Below are 20,219 nucleotides of genomic sequence, written 5' to 3'. Positions count from 1 at the left end.
ATATTTAAAGGGTAAACGTTTGGCATGACGATTGCGTATAAACAGTGAGCGTGAGAGGTCGTAACTTGCGGAGATGGTTAAGTTTTTGTTAATTTTATTAACTTGCCATGGATAGTTCTTTTGTGATTGATAATCGCGAAACACAGCAGAAGCACGGCGCTCTTATAAAGTTGTCTATTTCAGATGCAAACACTCACTGTTTGTCCGCGGGGAGTTGGAGTTTGGGTTATCGAACGTTTCGTTTGTTAATTTAGCTCTAAGGCGAAGGCCTGACGGGGATGAACAGGAGAATACAAAAATAAAAAAGGATTTTTGATGTTAGCAAAACCAGTATTACGTTGGCTTTTACCCTTCGTCGTAGTTGGTGGTTCTTATGCGGGTTATGCCGCGATTGCCGCTACTGCGCCCGAAAAAGAGTCAATCAAAGACACCATTACTGAACCCACAGTACAAACTTCTTCACTTTTTCCTACCGATCATAAAGTTGTTATCACCAGTCACGGTGAAATGCGTCCATTCGAAAAAACGCACTTAGCAGCGCAAGTTAGCGGCGAAGTGATCAGTTGGCACCCAAATTTTGTGACGGGTGGAATCGTAAAGCGTGGTGAAGTGTTATTCACGATTGAAAGTGATAACTACGAAGCGGCCGTTCTACAAGCAGAAGCGGGCTTGGCAAGTGCACGTGCTGCATTGATCGAGGAACAAGCCAAAGCGGAAGTCGCAAAACGCCAAGCGAAAAAGTTAAGCGACAAACAAGTCACAGACCTTTACCTACGCAAGCCCCATGTCTTGAGTGCTCAGGCGCAAGTCAAGTCTGCACAAGCAGCGTTGAAGCGAGCTAAGCGTGACCTAGAAAACTGTAAAGTGATTGCGCCATACGATGCACTTGTTGTTGAGCGTGATATCGGTGTGGGGCAATTTGTCTCTTCCGGCTCTCGCGTTGCAACCTTGAATAATATCGAAGTGGCAGAGATCCACGTTCCTATTGCTGGTTTTGACAGCGCATTCCTTCCTGAATCTTTGAAAGAGCTACGTGCGACTGTAACGCAGCAAGGCATTCTATCGACGACTCGTGAAGGCAAAGTCGTTCGCGATCTCGGCATGATCGACAGCGCGACGCGCATGATCAATATGGTGATTCAAGTTCGTGACCCATATGGTCTGGACAACAATCAACCACCGATTAAGTTTGGTTCATACGTTGAAGTGAGCTTTACCGGCAAAGAACTCAAGCACATTTATCGTCTCCCTCAGGAGCTAGTTAAGAACCGCACCGTTTGGGTCGTGAATGGCGAAAACGAACTGCAACCTAGAACGGTTAACGTACTTCGTGCAGAGGGCGAGTTCCTACTTGTGGGGGAAGGTCTTGAGCAATCAGATAAGCTGGTTCTGACGTTACCTGAGTACCCGCAAAAAGGTATGGCTGTCCAAGTTGCAAAAAAGAATGACGACTCCGAAACCGTCGTACAGTAAGTAGGAGTCAATCATGGAAGAGAATCAACAAAAGGGCATCATTGCCTATTTTGCGAATAACTCTGTCGCCGCGAACCTAATGATGGTGTTCATCATCGTGATGGGTATCGTGAGCTTCATGTTCATTCAACGACAAATGTTCCCGAACGTTGAAGTTAACTACATCAACATTCGAGCGGCTTACCCTGGTGCCTCTCCGCAAGAGATTGAAGAGAGTATCTTGGTTAAAGTTGAAGAATCGATAAAAGACGTCACTGGCATCAAAAAGACCGTGGCACGAGCTTCTCGAGGCAGCGCTTATGTATCGATAGAAGTGGATGTGAATGCCGACATCAAACGCGTGCTGGACGATGTAAAGCAACGGGTAGACACCTTATCCAATTTGCCGGCAGGCATGGAACCCATCAACGTTTATCAAGTGGAATGGCGACAAGAGGTGATAGAAATGGGTTTGGTGGGCGATAGACCACTGGAAGAGCTCAAACCTATCGCTAAACAAGTTGAAGACGAATTACTCCAACTGAAAAATGTCATGCTGGTGGATCTTAATGCACCAGAAGAAGAGATTGCTATAGAAGTTGATCCGCTGATTCTTCGTAAATATGACTTAACGCTAAGTGATGTGAGCAACGCGATTCGTCGTTACTCAGCGAACTTTTCTGCTGGTGAAGTAAAAACCAACGCAGGCATGATCGCAGTACGTATTGAGAACCAATACTACCGTGGTGATGAGTTCCGCAATATCCCTGTTAAGCTTGGTGCAAACGGTGCAAAAGTTCTGCTACAAGACATCGCAACGATTAAAGACGGTTTCACAGAAGAAGACCGTTACTTCGAATACTCGGGGCAAAACGCGATCTACATGGCGGTTCAAGCCACGCGTGATCAAAACATCATCCCAGTTGCTGAATCCGTTCGTAACTACATAGAAGCAAAGAACAAAACCTTACCTGATGACATTCAACTGAAAGTTCTCGTTGATATGACCTACTACCTAAATGGTCGTCTCGACATGATGTTGAAGAACCTTCTTCAAGGTGCCGCGTTGGTTGCCATCATGCTCTCAGTATTCCTTCGTTTCCGCTTAGCAATGTGGGTAATGTTGGGGCTACCAGTGTGTTTCTTAGGCGCAGTGATGATGATGCCAATGCTGGGTATCACCGTGAATATTGTGTCTTTGTTCGCCTTTATCATGGTGCTCGGTATCGTGGTGGATGACGCCATCGTAACTGGGGAAAGTGCCTACAGCGAGATCGAAGAGAAGGGCGGTGGTGTTGAGAACGTTGTGACGGGTGTTAAGCGTGTCGCGACTCCGGCGACCTTTGGTGTGTTAACCACGATAGCGGTGTTTGCCCCATTTCTACTCTCAAGTGGGATCGATAGTGCCTTCTTCTACGGCATTGCGGGTGTCGTGATCCTGTGTCTTATCTTCAGCTTGATAGAATCTAAGCTGATCCTTCCAGCTCACTTAGCACACACCAACTTTACACCAATCAAAGCAGGCGGTTGGCGTGATAATTTCAACAAGCGTTTCTTCGGCTTTGTTAATGGTCCTTACCGCAGCTTCGTTAAGGCTTGTACCCATTGGCGTTGGACCGTTTTTGCCTTCTTCTGTGGTCTGTTACTGATTAGTGCTGCTTTAGTTAGCTCGAACTACGTGCGTGTGATTCCAAACCCGAAAGTTCCAACGGATTATCCGGCGATTACGATTGAGATGAATGACACGGTATCGAGCGAGCAAACCATCAATGCGTTAAAAACCATTGAAGGCGTGATGCAGAAAATCGAAAACCAGATCATTGATGAGCATGGTCAGGGGATGATTCGTGATGTGCTTTCTTACAACCGAAGCCGCACTGAAGGTCGTATTCTTGTACCGCTTGTGGATGAAGAACTGCGTCCATTCAATACCTTTGAACTTGCACGTCGCTGGCGTGAGGCAATGCCAGTTATTCCGGGCATGAAGAGCTTTAAGATCCGCGAGCAAAGTGCAGGTGGCGGTGACCGCGACGAGTTTGGTTACTTGCTGTTTGGTTCGGACATTAACGAGCTAAACGAAGCAGGTCGCTACCTGATTGGTCGACTTCAGCAAGAGGAAGGTCTGTACGATATCTCTTCCTCTATCGATTCTGGTAGTAAAGAGGTACTGCTATCACTAGCTCCTGTTGCTTATGATTTGGGCTTGGATCTCACCATGATCGCAGAGCAAGTAGGTGGCAGTTTCTACGGTGGTGAAGCGCAGCGCATTATTCGCGATGGCGAAGAAATTAAGGTCATGGTGCGTTACCCGCAACTGACGCGTGAAGCCTTCTCATCACTACGTTACGCTGTGATTACCACACCAGCAGGCAAGAAGGTAATGCTTGGTGATGTGGTGAAAATCAACGAGCAACCGGGTGTGAGTACCATTCGACGTGAAGGCGGTTATCAAACCGTTTATGTCTATGGCTCTATAGATGAAGAGTTGGTTGAACCTCAAGAAGTCGTGAAAGTTATCGATGACAACATCTTACCGGACATGAAGCAAGCCTTCCCAAGTGTGAAAACGGAATTGGGTGGTGACATCGAAGAGCAAGCTGCGCAGCGTAACGAGCAAATCATGTTCTTCATTGCAGGCATGATCATCGTATACATCTTGCTGGCCGTGCCGCTTAAGAGCTACACCCAACCGCTTATCGTCATGTCGGTAATTCCGTTTAGCTTAACGGGTGCGATTTGGGGACACTTCTGGTTGGATATGGACATCAGCATGATGTCGACGTTTGGTTTAATCGCGGCAGCGGGTGTGGTCATCAACGATTCCTTGGTAATGACAGATTACGTTAACCAAGTGCGAGAAAAAGGCATGAGCATTAAGCAAGCGGTTGTTGAAGCAGGCTGTGCTCGTTTTCGAGCGATCACGCTGACGTCTATTACCACCTTCGCTGGTGTACTTCCTATCATGTTTGAAACCAGCTTGCAGGCGCGTTTTGTTATCCCGATGGCGGTCGCGCTTGGTTTTGCCGTTCTGTTTGCAACTGTCCTTACCTTGATTCTGGTGCCTTGTTTGTACCTGATGCTAGAGGATATTAAAAACATCTTCCGCATTATTAAACGATTCTTTGGTCGCTTGATAGGTAAGTTCAAATCACAGTCATCAAACACTGTCGGCAACGAAAGCACGCAAAGCTAGTTTCACCTAAAGCGAAAATCTAAAGCAGCCTTCGGGCTGCTTTTTTTGTGCCTTAAGCGAGCTGAAATGGACTATCTATAATATAAATTGAGTGAATGGTTAAATATTCATGAATATCGTTGGTTAATTTAACACTGTGTGTGTGAAATTCGCCATTGAGCAGATGGTAGAAAAATAAACTTTTGTTTAAGTTGTTGATATTAAAGGTTTTAAAAGTTGGCATCCTATGTGCAATGCATAGAGTGCAACCCAATGAACTGCTAATCCCTAAGGAGCTTATTATGCAAAGCGTATTTCTATCTACTCTAGGTCTTATTGCTGTAATGTCATCACCAATCGCTGCTGCTAACACTCTAGACAAAGAAGAGTGGAGTGCGGATTTACGTCAAGAATTTACAACAATGAAGCATGAGGCGGTTGCGGACATCCAACAAATGAACATGGACGCTATTGATGAACGCGATGAACGCATTGTTAAACACATCAAAGAACAACAAGCTCAACTGGTAAAGATCAAATGCCAGAAGACAGAGGCAACCAAGTCATAACCTCTGACGACAAAGATTCCGTGTTAGTCACAAGGACGAGTGATTAACCAGAGTGCATCCGATACAAGCACGACGTTAGTGAGCAGTCAGCGTCAACCTTGTTGCTCTATTTGCCAACCTATTAATGGGTTGGCTTTTTTATGCCTGTTGATTGAGGAGGGGGCGCTAAAACTGGGAATTGAGTAGGAGAAATACGGCAGATAGAAAAAAGCCCGCGAAGAATACCTTCACGGGCGAAAAAAGGGCACCAAATTGGGTGTCTATTCATTTTGGAGATGGTCGAACGTCCATATCATACTGACAATAGGCTTGGTGAGAGGCTTACCACCAGTGCGACCAACGAGGCTAAAGTTAACATTGTTGTAATCATTGTTAAAATGTTAATTCTTCAATCAATGATTTCATTATCGTTAGTTCAAATTGTGAATGTGTTGTCTGTGTGTATTTATACTGTGCTAAATGTCGTTTTTGATAATAAAACTTATCATAAATCCTATTGCGATCATTTGAGTTGGTTATATAAAACTCGACATACCGCATTCTCAATTGTTCATATTTGCACTTAATGCCACATAATAACCCTGCATTTGTTAAGTGTTTGTGTTGTTTTTAACGCTTTTCACTGAAAACAAAAAGAGCGACCTAAGCCGCTCTTGTTCATTTTGATAAATTTACTTATCAGTCGTTTTAGATCTCTTCGTGTTTATGGACTAGGCCGAAGTCAGCTAAAATGGCATACGCGGCAGGGATCATAAATAACACCAGCAGAGTGGATGCGAAAATACCAAACACGATGGAGATAACCAGTGGTTGGATAACCTGTGCTTGCAAACTGGTTTCAGTCAGTAACGGAAGCAAACCTGCTGCAGTGGTCATTGATGTCAGGAATACTGCTCTAAAGCGTTCCCGACTGGCTTTGACGACCGAGTCGTGCACATTATCCCCTTCATCGACATGATGGCGTATATACTGAACTAACAGAATCGAGTCATTCACCACAATCCCCGCTAATGAGACGAAGCCCATCATACTTGGCATACTTAATGAGTGACCGAGTAGGATGTGTCCCCATACCACGCCAATAAAGGCGAGGGGAATCGCAAGCATGACCACGAATGGTTCCAAATAACTGCGGAATTGGTAACTCAGAATCGCAAACACGCCAAACAAACCAAGCAAGAAGCCTTTACCCATTGATGCGCCAGTTTCTGCGGTATCTTTGGCTTCACCTTCAAAATCGAAGCGAAGGCCAGGATACTTTTGCATAAGCTTTGGCGCTTCATCCTGTTGGAACTGACGAATGATAGCTGTCGAGTTGGCTTTCGTATTGTCGATATCGCCGAATACGCTCACAGTGCGCAAGCCATCAATGCGCTGGATTCTTACGTAATTACGTTGGAAATCCAAAGTCGCAATGGTCGCGAGTGGGATTTGACTGCCGTCGGACAAGATAATTGGGAAGTTTGCCAATTGCTGTAAGTCACCGGCTTGTGCTTTATCGAGGCGAACTTCGATGGAAATGTTTTCTACCCCAACTTGGATTTCGTCTGCGGTTTGGCCAAAGAAAGCCGCACGCAATTGATTGGCGATGAGCTGGCCGTTAATCCCGTAAGCTTCTGCGCCCGGACGCAGTTTAACCAAGACTTCTTCTTTACCCATACGCATGTCATCCAACACGCCATGGACACCGTCAAACTCATTCAAGTATTGCTGAATGTCGATAGAAGCCGCTTTGAGCGCATCCAGATCATCATGCTTCGCTCGAATTTCAATTGCTCGTCCGCCCGGCCCCATGGTCGGTTGTTTGAATACCAGTGAGATAGGATCGGCAAGTTCACCAATGTCTTCGCGCCATGCATCGATAAATTCATCGATGAGTGTGTTACGACTCTCTGCGCCAAGTAAATCCAGACGTACCGTGGCAATGTGAGGGCCTGATTCATTTGCGTCGGCATTGGCATTGAATTGACTGGTGATGTGCAGAACCAATGGATTGCCGTCTTCCACTTTTTCTGTCCATTCTTTATCTAGCTTTTGAGCGGAAGCGACGATCTTATCGACGACAGCCTCCGTTTGAGACAGAGAAGAACCTGGTGGAAGAATAATGCGCGCTTCTGCAATGTCGCCATCCAATTCAGGGAAGGGTTGGAACTTGAGCAAACCACCTACTAAAGTGGCTGCGGAGATAAGAAGCAAGGCAACCACGCCACCCATAAAGGCGTAGCGATACTCGACCACTTTATCCACTGCGTTGACCAAGGTCGTATTGCGGAAGTTTTCAAAAGAAGCGAGCAGCTTTTGTTTGAACTTCGGTGTTTTTCGCTCTTGCTTTTGTTTGTGTAGTGAGTGAGAAAGGTGGTTAGGTAGAATCAAGAAGGCTTCCACCAAACTCAAACTCAAAACGAGGATTAGAACTTGAGGCACCGCTTTAAGTACTGCACCCATTTCACCTTGCAGGAATAACAAGCTACCGAAAATACACACCGTGGTTAGGAAGGAAGAAATTACCCCTGGCAGTACCTTTTTCACTCCTTTGATAACGGCATCATCGATCTCTTCTCCTCGGTCGAGGTGAGCGGCAATCGATTCGGCAATAACGATGGCATCATCCATCATGATACCGATGGCCATGAGTAACCCGACCAAAGACATGATGTTGATGGACAGGCCAAGTTGCGCCATCAAAAATAAGCCACCTAAGAAGGCTACGGGCAAACCAGCTGCGACCCAAAAAGAGTAGCGAAAACTAAAGAACAACCACATGGTGGCGAAAACCAGAATGATACCCTGCCAACCGTTTTTGACCATCATGGTCAGGCGATCCCAAAGCACGGATGAAAGGTCATTGGTCATTTGTAGCATCACACCGTCTGGCGCGATGGCTTGTTGTTCTTCGACAAATTGAGCAACACGTTCTTTAATGCGCAGTGCATCGTCTTCTTTGTTTTTGCTGACTTTTAGTAGGGCAGAAGGGTGACCATCAAAGAGGACTTTCTGTTCGTCCAATTCAAATCGGTCGGTAATCGTCGCAATGTCTCTTAGACGGATGATTGATCCATTTGGACCAGAGCCCACGACAATAGTCTCAAGCTCTTCTGGCGTCACACGTCGTTCATCAAAGCGGATCAGAAAGTTCTTATCTGGCGTCTCGACATTACCACTTGGCAACTTGACGTTCTGACGACCAATCTGCTCAGCAATATCGCCAACACTTAAGCCAAGTTGTCGAATAGCTTGAGTGTCTAGCTCTACTCGGTATTGGTGGTCAGAGAAGCCTGCAACTTCAACCAAAGACACATCATAATCGAGCTTTAATGTGCGTTTAAGTTGTTCTGCATAGGCTTTTAGCTCTGGCCATGTGGTGTCTGCAGTGATCGCGACATCCACAACTGGCTCATTCCAATCTAGCTCTTGGACCACAGGAGACTCAATTTCTTGTGGGAAGTCGTTTATCGAATTGATCTGAGTTTGAACATCAACCAACATGCGGCCGATGTCGGCTTCTTCATTCAGTTTTAAGATAAGACGCGCAGAGCCTTCAATCGCTTCACATTGCGTTTCTTCAATGTTAGCAAGACCATCAACCGCATCTTCCATTCGGACACAGATACTCTCTTCTACTTCTTGCGGGGAAGCGCCAGGGTAAACCACACCGGCTAGGATGTAGGGCGGATCAAACTCAGGAAAGGTTTCACGCTTAATCGTGGAAAGTGAAGATATCCCCAATATCAACAGCGTTAGCATCAGCAAATTGGCTGCTGTTGGGTGCTTGGCGAAGAATCGGATCATGAATCAGACTCCTCAATAGCCGCTTCTGACGGTTCAGGTGACTCTTTCAATAGCATGCCGTTAATCGCAGGCAGCAAGTCGTTGATGATCAGCTTCTGACCTTGCTCCAATTCGCCATCGATCACCACTTGGTTATTGCGGCGATATAACACTTCAACCGTCACGACTTGCAGACGATTGTCATCGCCCATCAGATAAATCTTATCGCCATGAAGCGCACGCTCTGGGATGACCCAACTCGGATTCTCTTGCCCCTCAATCAAGGCACGCACAAACATGCCGTTCACCAATGGCGGCGCAGAAGTTGGGTTTAATGCACGGTAATCTTGTTCAATTTCCAGAATCACACCGGCAGTCGCTTGGCTTGGATCAACCGTTTCACTGATGCGTGCCACTTTCGCTGGCCAGCTTGCAGAGAGGTTACCGCTGCTTAGTTCAATGTTGGCATGAATCGCATTCATATCAGGCTGTGGAATACCAGATTCATCACGGACAAACTCACCGATACTCGCTGCCAAAGTTTGCATGTCATGTATGGACAGTTGAGCTTCAACCTCCATGACATCAATGCCATGTCCTGTCACCATGGTCTGTTGTAGGTTAACCACTTGGTTTTGTTCAATTTCGACTTCTGCAATACGCAAGTCGTAAGGAAGGGTGATAATGGTTTTATCAAGTGAGCGTTTCGCTTCGTCCACCTTTGATGCATTGACCTTAACTAGGGCTTCCGCGACACGTTTTTCATCCGGCATCAAACCAATTTGGTTTTCGATATCCAGCACCAACTTACGTTGAGAGAGTGCGCTTTGCTCTTGCTGATCTACATCCGATTGTGAGGTTAGGCCTTTCTTACGTAGGTTTTGTTTACGGTCTAACTCTTTGTTGGCGATAACCAGACGGTTGGCTTCTATCTTGAGTGTGCTTTTGAGATTCGCTTCTTCTTGGTTCAACTTAGCCAGAGAGGTTTGGGCAGATTTGAGATCGGCTTGAACTTGAACCAGTTTCAATTCGTAATCGAGTGGGTCGATCCGCAAGATTTCCGTTCCTGCTTGCAGCACTTGTCCTTTTTCCAATTGCGGATGACGGTAAACCACTTTACCGGTCACTTCGGCTATCGCTTTCCACTCAACTTTTGGTGCGATTTTGCCAAACCCAATAGCAACAGGTGCAATCGCTTTCAGCTCAAGAGGAATTGTCTCGACCAACCTTGCACGATCACCCGCAGGCTTGACGGGCAAATCTGGCTTGAGGCTAATCGCCAAAAATAGAATGACGACCCCAACAGCAAGAGCAGGAAAGAACAGCAGCTTTTTATTCATTTTCATATTGGTCGCCCGAGTCTAAAAATCCATGTTTCATCAGTTGTATGTTGTGTTCGAATAATCGGTTCAAGAAGGCTTCTGAGAGCTCGATACCATGAAGGGCGAGCAACGAAGGTGGCGCCATAAAAGGAAACACCATTAAGCTGATGTAAGAGACGCGACAAAGTTGAGGGTCGGCGTCTTTTCGTAAAACACCACTGTCGATCAACTTATCAAAGATCACGCCTTGCATTGGCTTACTGATATCCGCGATAACTTTTTCGAGCAGCTTGCGTTGGGTCTCTGAAGGAGGCATATGCATGACTTGTGCAATCAAACGCGGGAACTGTGGCGCTTTGATCATCTCACGGTAGTAGGTGCGCATTAAGTCGAGGAAGTTTTTCTCGTTACTGTCGGACATCAATGCCTGCATCTGTTTTTGCATCGGCGACAGCGTTTCGCGCAACATGGTCTCGAACAAGCCCTCTTTGTTGCCAAAGTAGTAGCGAATCATCGCCACGTTCACGCCTGCTTTCTGCGCGACTAGGCGAGTAGACACCTTGTCGTAAGCCATAATGGTGAAGAGTTCGCGCGCATGGAAAATCAGCTTCTCCCGTGCGTCGATTTTATCTGTGGGTCTTCCCGCCCTTCGATGAGCTTCCGTCACAATCGTCTCTCAAGATATTAAACATTTGATTAATTATAAGACGCTGATTTCTTATACGACATGCGAAAAATTAATCAGTATTTAATCAAGTGATTAATTTGTGAAGGAGAGGCACAAAAAAGAGCAGTAAGGTCTGCTCTTTTATATCTAGTGAAGGGGTAAGTGCTGTTGAGTTGATTTACCCCCAACTCAACACAGTCCAATTCGGTCTATCGGCTTGTTCTTTTAAACGAGGGCATGGATTGACCAGATAGGCGTAATCTGCGTATTCACACAGTGGTAAGTCGTTGATCGAATCTGTATAGAAATGGATGTTTGAGTAGGACTCAGTTTGAGCCTCTAGCCACTGTTTTAAGCGTGTAATCTTACCTTCTCGATAACTTGGGATGCCTTCTATTTCTGCGGTGTAGCAGTTGCCTTGCTCGACTAAATCAATGCCGAGAGCATTAGGAATACCGATACGTTGACCAACTGCTTCAACCAAAAAAGTGGCGCTAGCAGAGATGATGACCATATCAATCTCATCACGAGACAGTTGTTTAATCAGTGTTTTGGCTTGCGGGAATTGTCTAGCCAGAATATGGTTTTCAACGCACTCTTCAACTAAGGCGTTGACCTGTTCAATAGGCATGTTTTCTAGCGGCTTCATGGAGAACGTGAGGTAATCTTCCATGTCCATTTTGCCTTCTGCGTACAAGCCCATTAGACGCTTATCTTCCTCAATAAAGTTAGGCGCAGTGGTGATGCCTTTCTCGACCATAAATTCATTCCAAATCATTGCGCAGTCAGCGTTGATTAAGGTTTCATCCAGATCAAAAACATACAAAGGCTTGGACATAGTTGGCTTCTCACAGTTTGGATTGAGGTCGATGTAACGTGTCGGTCAGTATAGAGCGAGGTTTACGAGTGTGGGACGTATGCTAACGACAAACTGTGACGGTTTCGTTGCACTTTTTCTGACCATGACAAAACTTAATGATTAAGTCGTGGGATGAAGCATTTCTGAGTTGGTGATAGAAGGCTACAATACAGGGGTACTTTAGAAACTGCGTACTATAGATATATGGCGTCTTTCGAACCTGATCTCAATATTGTGTACTGAATACAGTCTTGTCTTTGAGTGATAATAGCGCCACTCGCGCAAAGCGAACGTTAAGAAAAATACAAAAAGAATCCCCGATATGAACCAGTATGTAAATGATCCATCCAATTATCAGTTGTTAATTAAAAACTTGCTGTTTTCCCCAGTTGCTTTCAACCCCGAGCAAGAAATCGTCTACGCGAACCACCGTCGTCACAGTTACAAAACGTTTCATGACCGAGTGAGACAGTTTGCAAACGCGCTGACCAAAATGGGCGTGAAGAAAGGTGATACGGTAGCGGTAATGGATTATGACTCACACCGTTATCTTGAATGCTACTTTGCCATCCCGATGATTGGTGCAAAGCTGCACATGATCAACGTGCGCTTGTCACCAGAGCAGATCCTTTACACCATCGACCATGCGGAAGATGACATTATCCTGATCAACGAAGAGTTTCTTCCAATTCTGGATCAGATCAAAGGTCGTATTGATACGGTGACGCGTTACGTGGTTTTACGCGATAACGATGAATGTGAATACGAGCGCCTTCTGGAGCAAGAAAGCACCGAATACAACTTCCCTGATTTCGATGAGAATACCATCGCGACCACTTTCTACACCACGGGTACGACGGGCTTCCCGAAAGGGGTGTTCTTTACTCACCGCCAACTGGTTCTCCACACCATGGGCATATTGAGCACCATCGGCACCAATGCGTCGCAAGGTCGACTGCATCAAGGTGATATCTACATGCCGATTACGCCAATGTTCCACGTCCACGCATGGGGGCTTCCGTACATGGCGACCATGCTTGGCGTGAAACAAGTCTACCCGGGCAAATATGTCCCAGATGTTCTGCTTAACTTGATTGAACAAGAGAAAGTGACGTTCTCACACTGTGTGCCAACCATCCTGCATCTGCTATTGAGTTCACCAAAGTCCAAGTCGATTGATTTCTCTGGTTGGAAAGTCGTGATTGGCGGTGCAGCGCTACCAAAAGCCTTGTGTAAATCAGCCCTTGAGCGCGATATCGACGTGTTTGCGGGTTACGGCATGAGCGAAACAGGACCAATTTTGTCTATTGTTCAACTTACTCCAGAACAGCTTGAACTCGACCTCGATCAGCAAGCGGAATACCGCTCTAAGACTGGTAAGAAGGTCGCGCTGGTGGAAGCTCATATTGTCGATGATGAGATGAACAGGCTTCCACACGATGGTGAGAGTGCGGGTGAGATTGTGGTACGTGCGCCGTGGTTAACGCCAAGCTACTACAAAGACAACAAGAACTCTAAAGCCTTGTGGCGTGGTGGTTACCTACACACTGGCGATGTCGCGCATATCGACAATGAAGGTTTTATCAAGATCACCGACCGCGTAAAAGACATGATTAAGATTTCTGGTGAGTGGGTAAGCTCTTTAGAGTTGGAAGACATTCTGCACCAGCATCAGGCCGTGTCGGAAGTCGCCGTCATTGGCATGCCACACAACAAATGGGGCGAGGTGCCGCTAGCGTTGGTGACGTTAAAAGACGATGCAGAGATGACGGAGAAAGAGCTGTTAGGTTTTGCGAAAGACTTTATCAGCAAAGGCATTCTTGCCAGAGAAGCGTTACTACTCAAAGTGAAGCTGGTGGACGAGATCGCTAAGACCAGCGTCGGTAAAGTGGATAAGAAAGAGCTGCGTAAACTTCATCTGTAAACAGTGAAGCTTTTCGAATCCAACCCATAAAAACGGCCCCGATACAGGTTATGTGTCGGGGCTGTTTTTTTCTAAGCAAGCGATTCAAATTACGCTATTTTTTCTGCGTAAATGTGACTGCGAGCCATTGCATAACTAGGCTGTTTTTTTGTGATTCTATTCTCATATCCTTGATGGCACGAGCGTGCAGCGATTGTGGCGGTTAAGGTTTAGTGTTAGTAATAACGACGAGATAGACTAAAAATCAACCAATGCTAATTCGTGATTAAGCTTGGTTTTGGGGAAACACAACTCATGTGTTTTCATTTATTGACTGCTTGAAGAGGATGTAAGATGCGTATGCCTTTATTGATGCGACACAAGCAGTACTCAAGCTCTATTGCTTGGTACACGCGTGATCCGCAACGTGCCTATCTTTCTAAAATCTACCTTTCTTAATGCAATCCGACTTTAACAGCAGAGTCCGTTTTAAGTGATCGTTGAGCTATGTAATACGGTCGTTGTAGCGTTGACTAAGCGAGCCCTTCGCTGAGTTTGCTGTTCAAAAGTTATCTCTTTTTAGAACAATTAATTGCTATTAAATTAGTGCGCACATTTGTACTTTTCGTTTATGGAAGAGGCGTGTGCGGCTATCTGGAAGTAAGGTATTTTTGATGGAAAACTTTAAACATTTGCCAGAACCGTTTCGTATTCGTGTCGTTGAACCCGTAAAAAGAACAACGAGAGCGTATCGTGAGCAAGCCATTTTAGAGTCAGGAATGAATCCATTTCTGCTTGAAAGCGACGATGTGTTTATTGATTTGCTCACAGACAGTGGTACTGGGTCGATCACTCAAGATATGCAGGCCGCTATGTTTAGAGGCGATGAGGCATACAGCGGCAGCCGTAGTTATCATGCGTTGGCGAATGCAGTGAAAGACATTTTTGGTTACGAGCTGACGATTCCTACTCACCAAGGCCGTGGTGCGGAACAGATTTACATTCCGGTATTGATCGCCAAACGTGAAAAAGAGAAAGGGCTCGACCGAACCAAAATGGTGGCATTGTCGAATCACTTCTTTGACACCACTCAGGGGCATACGCAAATCAATTGCTGTGTGGCTAAAAACGTCTATACGGAAGAAGCGTTTGATACGTCAGTCAATGCTGATTTCAAAGGCAATTTTGATATCGATAAGCTTGAGCAAGCGATTATTGATGCCGACCCGAAAAACGTTCCTTATATCGTCAGTACAATTACGTGCAACTCTGCCGGTGGCCAACCAGTTTCTATCGCGAACTTAAAAGCGGTGTATGCCATTGGCCAGAAATACGATATTCCTGTCATCATGGACTCAGCTCGATATGCGGAAAATGCTTACTTTATTCAGCAACGTGAGCCGGGCTACCAAGATTGGTCGATTGAAGAGATCACATTCGAGAGCTACAAATATGCCGATGCATTAGCCATGTCTGCAAAGAAAGATGCAATGGTTCAGATGGGCGGATTGTTGTGTTTCAAGGATGACAGCTTTATCGATGTTTACAACGAATGTCGAACTCTGTGTGTTGTTCAAGAAGGCTTTCCTACTTACGGTGGTTTAGAGGGCGGGGCGATGGAGCGCCTTGCTGTTGGCCTTTATGACGGAATGCGACAGGAATGGTTGGAGTACCGTATCGCTCAGATTCAATACTTGGTCTCAGGGTTAGAGGCGATAGGTATTGTCTGCCAGCAAGCGGGTGGTCATGCGGCGTTTGTCGATGCAGGGAAACTTCTACCGCATATTCCGGGTGATCAATTTCCTGCTCATGCTCTAGCGTGTGAGTTGTATAAAGTTGCCGGTATTCGAGCGCCGGAGATTGGCTCACTATTGCTCGGACGAGACCCTGAAACAGGCAAGCAGTTGCCTTGTCCTGCGGAGTTTCTACGCCTGACTTTGCCAAGGGCGACTTACACTCAAACGCACATGGATTACGTTATCGAAGCATTCCAAAAAGTGAAAGAGAATGTACATAATGTCAAAGGTTTGGAGTTCACTTACGAACCGCCAGTCCTGCGTCACTTTACTGCTCGACTCAAAGAGATCGGGTCGTAACTTACCTTGGGTAGTGAGGCTGTTATTAAAATAGCTCAATAAGAAACAAGCGCCTTAAATCGGCGCTTGTTTTATGTTTGTGGTAAGGCTTACTTGATTAAGCCAAGTGATTAAACCAAACCTTGTTCTTTTGCCATGTGGCTGGCGATGCTTGGTGCTTTCCAAATGCTTGGTAGCAAAATGAAAGACACGGGCACGGCCGTGATCACGATGAAAGATTGCAAAGCAGAGATGCCGCCAGCGCCCATCGAAATAAGTGCGATAGCCACCACACCCATCATCAAGCCCCAGAACGAGCGAATCACGGCGTTTGGCTCTGCTGAACCTGTCATGACCACACTGATGGTGTAAGTCATTGAGTCACCTGTGGTCACGATAAACGTCGTGGTCAGTATCAAGAACAATACCGAAATCACCATTGGGAATGGCAGTTCAGAGGTAATCGCAAGCAGAACCGCTGGTAGGTTAAAGCCTTCAAATGCGGATGAAATCAAACCTGGGTTTTCTAGCTCGAATGCTAAACCACTGCCGCCAACAATACTGAACCAGAAGCAGGTAATCAGAGGTGCAGCGATGCTGATAGAAAGGATCAACTGACGAATGGTACGGCCGCGTGAGATACGCGCGATGAAGATTGCCATCATCGGGCCATAACCAATGAACCAGCCCCAGAAGAATACCGTCCACCAACTTAGCCATTCTGTGTCGCCACGGTAAAGCGCCATCGGGAAGAAGTTATCCACCATGCGACCAATACCCTGCACATAACCATCGACAATAAAGCTGGTTGGGCCGAAGAACAGAATGTAACCAATTAGAGCCACAGACAAAATGATGTTGTAACGGCTCACAAGCTGGATGCCTTTGCTCACACCGCTTAGCGCTGACAAGGTGTACATTAAAATCGCAGCCACAATCACCATGCTTTGAGTGATAAAGGTGTCTGGCAAACCGAACAGCGAGTTCAACGCGTAACTGATCTGCAGACCTAAGAAACCAATTGGACCAATAGTACCAGCGGCTACGGCGATAATGCTGCAGGCGTCAGCCACGTCACCAATCCAACCGTTGATCGCTTTGTCGCCAAACACTGGGTAAAGCAGAGTACGCGGTTTTAGTGGTAAACCTTTGTCGTAATGAAGGTGCATCAACACCACAGAAGAAAGACAACCTAAGATTGCCCAAGCAAGGAAGCCCCAGTGCATGAAAGACTGAGAAAGTGCATTGATTGCAGATGCTTTTGGTGATGCTTCACCGTATAGAGGCGGCGCAGAAACAAAGTGCGCGATAGGTTCAGCTGCGGCCCAGAAAACACCGCCGCCCGCGAGTAGGGTACAAAGTACGATCGACAACCATTTAAAGGTATCGATATCTGGTCTCGCTAAACCACCCAAGCGCACGTAACCCGTACGACCTAGCGCGATAGCCAAACCAATAAGGAAATTCAGTAGGAGTAATACTTGCCAGAAGGCACCGAAGTATTGAGTCGCAAACCCGAAGCCTGCGTTAACCATTGCGGTCAGAGAGTCTGTATTCGTCAGAGCAAGCAATACAAACACGGTGAGGAAGCTACCACTTAGCCAGAATACTGGGTTGGTGAGTTCAAGACGCTTAAGAAGGGAAGGAGGATGAATCGCAGAATAGTCTGCCTCCTGAATAGGAGCATGAGAGGCGGCGTTCGTCATATTTGACATAATTACTTCGCTTTTTAGGGCTCGGAAGCCGTGCATTTCCCTCACACAAATGGCTCGAAAAGTGTGAGGATGATCAAAAAGCCGCTGATACTAGCACGTTGAGATGCTCAATATAACCGTGAAACCGGATTAAATGTCGTTTTCCTAGCCAAATTACTGATTTCTGGTTAGAGAATTTTTACGTGAAGTGCGCCGCATTTCATACGGAAATGACATTCCCCTTATTCTTGTAGGGACACCGCAAGATTACATTGAGCCAACCTGTTCTAATAAAAATTAAAGGTCTTACCCTATGGCTCATTTTGAACTTAACGGAACGTGGCAACTTACCTCGCCACAGCGTCCAGATATCGATATTCCTATGACTTTGCCCGGTGACAATGTATCCGCATTGTTACAAGCAGAGCTCATCCCGAATCCCTATTTTGCTGATAATGAAGCGAAAGTTCGTTGGATTGAAACTTGCGATTGGCACATTTCACGCGAGTTTGATGTCGATGATTCTGTGCTTTCTGCCAAACAAGTGTGGATGACGCTCACCCGTGTAGACACCATAGCGACCTTTTATATCAATGGTGAGCAAGCACTAACTAGCAGCAACATGTTTGTCCAGCAACGTATTGATATTAAACCTTACTTAAAACAAGGCACTAACACGATTCGAGTTGAGTTTGCCCGAGTGGATTTAGAAGGGCTAGAACGTGCGAAGAAATTGCCATTCCCTATTCCTTCGGCGATGGGGAACAACCAGATCCCGCACATGAACTTGATTCGCAAAACCCAATGTCACTCGGGGTGGGACTGGGGCATTTGTTTGATGGTGTCTGGCATCTATGACCTGATTCAAATTGATGTAATAAACGATGTGTGGCTCAAAGGATTCTCGACAGAGCAACAATGGCAAGCTGACGGTAGCGTGCTGGTTGATGTATTAGTTGAAGTAGAAACTGATACTCAACCTCATGAAATCATGATTGAATTTGATGGTCAGCGCCAATCGATTCAAACCGAAGGAAGTGGTCACTATCACTGCCAGTTCCATATTTCCGAGCCAAAACGCTGGTGGCCTGCGGGTTATGGCGAAGCACATCTATATCCGATAACAGTCATTTGTGGTGAGCAATCACTGTTACGCACGATTGGTTTGCGAGAGCTGAGTCTAAACAACCAAGCTGATGAACATGGCTCGGCGATGGAGTTTGTCGTCAATGGCGTGCCAATCAATGCGAAGGGTGCAAACTGGATTCCTGTGGATGCCATGCCGGGGCGTGAGTGTGAAAGCCGCTATCGTGCACTTTTGCAAAGCGCGGTCGATGCCAATATGAACATGATTCGTGTCTGGGGTGGCGGCCAATATGAAAGCGAAACTTTCTACAACCTGTGTGATGAATTAGGTCTGTTGGTTTGGCAAGACATGATGTTCGCTTGCTCACTGTATCCATCTGATGATGATTTCTTGAAAGATGTGGAACAGGAGTTACGATTCCAAATCCCACGTTTGAAAGAGCACCCGTCGATTGCACTATGGTGTGGTGATAACGAAGTGATTGGTGCGATTGGTTGGTACGACGAATCCAAGCACAACAAAGTCAAATACACAGTGAACTATGATCGTCTGAATCGAATGATAGAGCAGGTGATTGGTCAGCAAGATGATTCACGCCGTTTTTGGCCAAGCTCTCCTTGTAACGATGAGTTGGATTTTGGCGATGCATGGCATGATGACAGCAAAGGCGATATGCATTTCTGGGACGTTTGGCACTCAGGAAAATCGTTTAATGCCTATCTAAACATTAACCCGCGTTTCTGCTCCGAGTTTGGTTTCCAATCTTGGCCTTCGTTTGCTGAAGCAAAACAGTTCGTACCAGAGCAAGACTGGAATGTCACTTCACCAACGTTTGAGCAACACCAAAAGAACCCTCGCGGCAACAGCATCATCACGGAGATGTTTACTCGCTATTTCCGTTTCCCTTCTGGCTTTGAGCAAATGTTGTACCTCAGCCAAGTGCAACAGGCGATGGCAATCAAAACCGCTTGTGACCATTGGCGCGCGATCTCTCCAGTATGTCGTGGCATGTTGTATTGGCAACTCAACGACAACTGGCCAGTGAGTTCTTGGTCTAGTTTGGAGTACAGTGGCCGTTGGAAGCAATTGCATTACCATGCGAAACGCTTCTTTGCGCCGCAGTATTTGGTGTTCTCAGAGCACACCGGTAAGCTGAGCCTTCATTTGCTCAATGATGCCAAAGGCCCTGTTGACGTGAGTGCGCAATTGCATTGGGTGAACTGGCAAGGTGAAGTGAAGCAAACTTGGTCGCTAGAGCATACGGTTTCTAGCGACAGCAATACCATCGTATGGCAGTTGGATGAGGTATTTGATTCGTCTGAATTGAAATCGGGTTTCTTCTACGTAGACGGGCAAGTAGGGCAAAAGACAATCGCCAACACTTGGTTTAGTACTCACGAACTAAAAACATTACCGATGGAAAGCGCCAAGATTGACGTAACGATTGAAGCCAACAAAGTCACACTCGTCGCAGATAAACCCGCGTTCTTTGTTCATTTGGAGTGTGATACCGCAGGACGCTTTGACGACTCAAGCATCACGCTATTGGCGAACCAACCTGTCACGGTTGAGTTCTTAGGTGAAGATTTAGCAACGATGGCAGAATCGCTACGCGTCTATCATTTGACGCAATAAGAAAACTCTAGCGAGC

General features: G+C 46.2%; 11 protein-coding genes. 6 read left to right on the top strand and 5 right to left on the bottom strand.

What is annotated here, in order from left to right; translation table 11 throughout:
• Positions 1-315 precede the first annotated feature (315 nt).
• The 3 genes from A9237_RS24185 (at position 316) to A9237_RS24175 (ending at position 5,193) form a co-directional block, all read left to right on the top strand.
• Positions 316-1,473 (top strand): efflux RND transporter periplasmic adaptor subunit, encoded by a 1,158-nt coding sequence (locus A9237_RS24185; RefSeq protein WP_078609918.1) that lies wholly within the window; start codon positions 316-318, stop codon positions 1,471-1,473.
• Between the two features lie 13 nt (positions 1,474-1,486).
• Entirely contained in the window at positions 1,487-4,645 is a 3,159-nt protein-coding gene (locus A9237_RS24180; RefSeq protein ID WP_041056589.1) for an efflux RND transporter permease subunit, read from the top strand.
• A gap of 281 nt (positions 4,646-4,926) precedes the next feature.
• Positions 4,927-5,193 carry a hypothetical protein gene (locus A9237_RS24175; protein WP_005429553.1) on the top strand — a complete coding sequence of 89 codons (267 nt, stop codon included), beginning with the start codon at positions 4,927-4,929 and terminating at the stop codon, positions 5,191-5,193.
• Positions 5,194-5,880: 687 nt separating this feature from the next.
• Here A9237_RS24175 and A9237_RS24165 read toward each other — a convergent pair.
• The 4 genes from A9237_RS24165 to A9237_RS24150 all read right to left on the bottom strand — a co-directional run bounded on the left by A9237_RS24165 (position 5,881) and on the right by A9237_RS24150 (position 11,788).
• Complete coding sequence (locus A9237_RS24165) at positions 5,881-8,982, bottom strand: efflux RND transporter permease subunit (RefSeq protein WP_020196082.1); 3,102 nt, start codon at positions 8,980-8,982, stop codon at positions 5,881-5,883.
• Positions 8,979-10,307, bottom strand: a complete 1,329-nt coding sequence (locus A9237_RS24160) for an efflux RND transporter periplasmic adaptor subunit (protein WP_078609917.1) — start codon at positions 10,305-10,307, stop codon at positions 8,979-8,981. The genes A9237_RS24165 and A9237_RS24160 overlap by 4 nt, the downstream gene beginning before the upstream one ends.
• Complete coding sequence (locus A9237_RS24155) at positions 10,294-10,950, bottom strand: TetR/AcrR family transcriptional regulator (protein ID WP_027726685.1); 657 nt, start codon at positions 10,948-10,950, stop codon at positions 10,294-10,296. The genes A9237_RS24160 and A9237_RS24155 overlap by 14 nt, the downstream gene beginning before the upstream one ends.
• Positions 10,951-11,128: 178 nt before the next feature.
• Positions 11,129-11,788 (bottom strand): HAD family hydrolase, encoded by a 660-nt coding sequence (locus A9237_RS24150; RefSeq protein WP_078609916.1) that lies wholly within the window; start codon positions 11,786-11,788, stop codon positions 11,129-11,131.
• A 343-nt stretch (positions 11,789-12,131) separates the two neighbouring features.
• On the opposite strand from A9237_RS24150, the gene A9237_RS24145 reads away from it, so the two are divergent.
• Together A9237_RS24145 and tnaA are read left to right on the top strand one after the other, a co-directional pair.
• Complete coding sequence (locus tag A9237_RS24145; RefSeq protein ID WP_005441447.1) at positions 12,132-13,733, top strand: long-chain fatty acid--CoA ligase; 1,602 nt, start codon at positions 12,132-12,134, stop codon at positions 13,731-13,733.
• Between the two features lie 653 nt (positions 13,734-14,386).
• Positions 14,387-15,808, top strand: coding sequence for a tryptophanase (tnaA, locus tag A9237_RS24140; RefSeq protein ID WP_078609915.1), 1,422 nt, complete (start codon positions 14,387-14,389; stop codon positions 15,806-15,808).
• A 110-nt stretch (positions 15,809-15,918) separates the two neighbouring features.
• Here tnaA and A9237_RS24135 read toward each other — a convergent pair whose 3' ends face one another.
• Positions 15,919-17,502, bottom strand: a complete 1,584-nt coding sequence (locus A9237_RS24135; RefSeq protein WP_078609914.1) for a BCCT family transporter — start codon at positions 17,500-17,502, stop codon at positions 15,919-15,921.
• A gap of 292 nt (positions 17,503-17,794) precedes the next feature.
• Between A9237_RS24135 and A9237_RS24130 the strand changes: the two genes are divergently transcribed.
• Positions 17,795-20,203, top strand: a complete 2,409-nt coding sequence (locus tag A9237_RS24130) for a beta-mannosidase (RefSeq protein ID WP_078609913.1) — start codon at positions 17,795-17,797, stop codon at positions 20,201-20,203.
• The last annotated feature ends 16 nt before the right edge of the window (positions 20,204-20,219 follow it).

The sequence above is a fragment of the Vibrio owensii genome, assembly GCF_002021755.1.
Classification (GTDB): domain Bacteria; phylum Pseudomonadota; class Gammaproteobacteria; order Enterobacterales; family Vibrionaceae; genus Vibrio; species Vibrio owensii.
The sequence above is the reverse complement of the archived record's forward strand: the minus strand, read 5'-3'. Positions and strand labels throughout refer to the sequence as shown.

Excerpts from the sequence above, each read along its gene's own strand:
- A9237_RS24185 (WP_078609918.1), top strand. The coding sequence starts at position 316 with ATGTTAGCAAAACCAGTATTACGTTGGCTTTTACCCTTCGTCGTAGTT.
- A9237_RS24180 (WP_041056589.1), top strand. The coding sequence starts at position 1,487 with ATGGAAGAGAATCAACAAAAGGGCATCATTGCCTATTTTGCGAATAAC.
- A9237_RS24175 (WP_005429553.1), top strand. The coding sequence starts at position 4,927 with ATGCAAAGCGTATTTCTATCTACTCTAGGTCTTATTGCTGTAATGTCA.
- A9237_RS24165 (WP_020196082.1), bottom strand. The coding sequence starts at position 8,982 with ATGATCCGATTCTTCGCCAAGCACCCAACAGCAGCCAATTTGCTGATG.
- A9237_RS24160 (WP_078609917.1), bottom strand. The coding sequence starts at position 10,307 with ATGAAAATGAATAAAAAGCTGCTGTTCTTTCCTGCTCTTGCTGTTGGG.
- A9237_RS24150 (WP_078609916.1), bottom strand. The coding sequence starts at position 11,788 with ATGTCCAAGCCTTTGTATGTTTTTGATCTGGATGAAACCTTAATCAAC.
- A9237_RS24145 (WP_005441447.1), top strand. The coding sequence starts at position 12,132 with ATGAACCAGTATGTAAATGATCCATCCAATTATCAGTTGTTAATTAAA.
- tnaA (WP_078609915.1), top strand. The coding sequence starts at position 14,387 with ATGGAAAACTTTAAACATTTGCCAGAACCGTTTCGTATTCGTGTCGTT.
- A9237_RS24135 (WP_078609914.1), bottom strand. The coding sequence starts at position 17,502 with ATGTCAAATATGACGAACGCCGCCTCTCATGCTCCTATTCAGGAGGCA.
- A9237_RS24130 (WP_078609913.1), top strand. The coding sequence starts at position 17,795 with ATGGCTCATTTTGAACTTAACGGAACGTGGCAACTTACCTCGCCACAG.